The organism is Lentzea aerocolonigenes (assembly GCF_000955955.1).
Taxonomy (GTDB): Bacteria; Actinomycetota; Actinomycetes; order Mycobacteriales; family Pseudonocardiaceae; genus Lentzea; species Lentzea aerocolonigenes_A.
Genome location: NZ_JYJG01000169.1, coordinates 1 through 1,967, shown reverse-complemented (window position 1 = coordinate 1,967; position 1,967 = coordinate 1). Strand labels below are relative to the sequence as shown.

2 protein-coding genes are annotated in these 1,967 nt (G+C 67.0%); one reads left to right on the top strand and one right to left on the bottom strand.

What is annotated here, in order from left to right; genetic code table 11:
* On the bottom strand, window positions 1-753 hold a 753-nt coding region (locus UK23_RS23375; RefSeq protein ID WP_045313751.1), incomplete at its 3' end, for an ABC transporter substrate-binding protein.
* 150 nt (window positions 754-903) lie between these two features.
* On the opposite strand from UK23_RS23375, the gene UK23_RS23370 reads away from it, so the two are divergent.
* On the top strand, window positions 904-1,967 hold a 1,064-nt coding region (locus UK23_RS23370; protein WP_045313750.1), incomplete at its 3' end, for a beta-galactosidase.

The following is a 1,967-nucleotide window of genomic DNA, read 5'->3' as shown; positions in this document are numbered from 1 at the left end:
GTCGTTGAGCGCCTTGTTCCAGGCGGGCGTGTACATCGGCTGGTTGTCGATCACGCCCTCGGCCACCAGGCCGCCCCAGAACGTGGCGACCTCGCGGGACGCCTCGGCGTCGATGGCGACCTTCCAGATGTCACCGGAGGCCGACCACCAGGTCGCTCCGGCCTGCTGCGTCAGCCCGGCGAACAGACCGGCGTCGTTGCTGGAGAACGTGGTCAGCGCGCGGTTCGGGTCCTTCTGCTTGAGCTGTCGCGCGACGCTCGCGAACTCCGTCCACGTGGTGGGCACCGTGAGTCCGAGTTGCGTGAAGACGTCCTCGCGGTAGTAGAGCGCGAGCGGAGCCGTGTCCTGCGGAATCGCGTAGACCGCCGAGTCCAGGGTGACCTGTTTCCAGACGTTCTCGGCGAACTTGTCCTTGGCTCCACCGGCGAACTCCGTGATGTCCGCGAGCACGTCGTTCGACACCAGCGTCGGGATCATCTGGTATTCCGCCTGCACCAGGTCCGGCCCGTCACCCGCCTTCCCGGCGGTGATGACCTTGGTGACGAGCTCGTCGCCACCTCCCTGTTCCTGCACGGTGACCTTGATGTCGGGGTGTTCGGCGTTCCAGATGTCCGCGACCTTCTGCAGAGTCGCCCAGGACCACATGGTCAGCTCGACCGGGCCGTCGGCAGAAGGTGTTCCGCCGCCACTGCACGCGGCGAGCGTCAGGGAGCCGATGAGTGCGATGGCGCTGAGGGCGGTGCGGCGCTGCATCCGTTCCTCCGATGTCGGGGGGAGGTGCTGGACTGTGCACGTTCACAGTAGAGATACACCCTCGACACTTTCAATAGGAGAAATGTACCGTCATAAGCGAAAGTCAGGCGGAACTCGCGCTGTGCACGATCACAGAGACGGGGCTCATGGATGAAACGGCGGCACTGGCCGGCTGGACTGGACGCCCTCGCGTACGGCGGTGACTACACCCCCGAACAGTGGCCGAAGCCGCTTTGGCAGGAGGACGTGCGCCTCATGCGCGAGGCTCGCGTGACGATGGTCAGCGTGGGGATCTTCGCCTGGGCACTGCTCGAGCCCGAGCCCGGCCAGTACGACTTCGGCTGGCTGGACCACCTGCTGGACCTGTTGCACGACAACGAAATTCGGGTCGACCTCGCCACTCCGACGGTCGTGCCGCCCGCGTGGTTCTACGAGCGTCATCCCGACGCGCTGCCGGTGAACCGCGAGGGCGTGCGCTACGCGTTCGGGGGCAGGGGCGCGATCTGCTACAGCTCACCGGACTACCAGCGGGCTGCTGTCTCGATCACCGAGCAGCTGGGCCACCGGTACGGCGAGCACCCCGCAGTGGCGCTGTGGCACGTCCACAACGAGTACGGCGCGCCGGTGAGCGCGTGTTACTGCGACACCGCCGCTGCCGCGTTCCGCACCTGGTTGGCCGACCGCTACACCACGGTCAAGGAGCTCAACGAGGCGTGGGGCACCACGTTCTGGGGCCAGGCCTACAACTCCTGGAAGCAGGTGCAGCCACCGCGCCTCACCCCCACGGTGGGCAACCCGGCCCAGCAGCTGGACTGGGCCCGCTTCACCAGCGACGCCCTGCTGGAGAGCTTCAAGCGGGAACGGGACGTGCTGCACGCCCTGTCGCCAGGAATTCCGGTGACCACGAACTTCCACGCCGCGCTGTCCCAGTGCGACTCGCTGGACTACTGGGCCTGGGCGGAGGAGGTAGACCTCGTCACCAACGACCACTACCTGACCGCCGATGGCAACCGCAAGCACGTCAACCTCGCGATGAGCGCCGACCTCACGCGTTCGTTGGCGGGCGGCCGGCCGTGGTTGCTGCTCGAGCACTCCACCAGCGCGGTGTCCTGGCAGCCCCGCAACATCGCCAAACGCCCTAAGGAGATGGCGCGCAACAGCCTCGCGCACGTCGCACGTGGTTCGGACGGCGCCATGTTCTTCCAGTGGCGCGC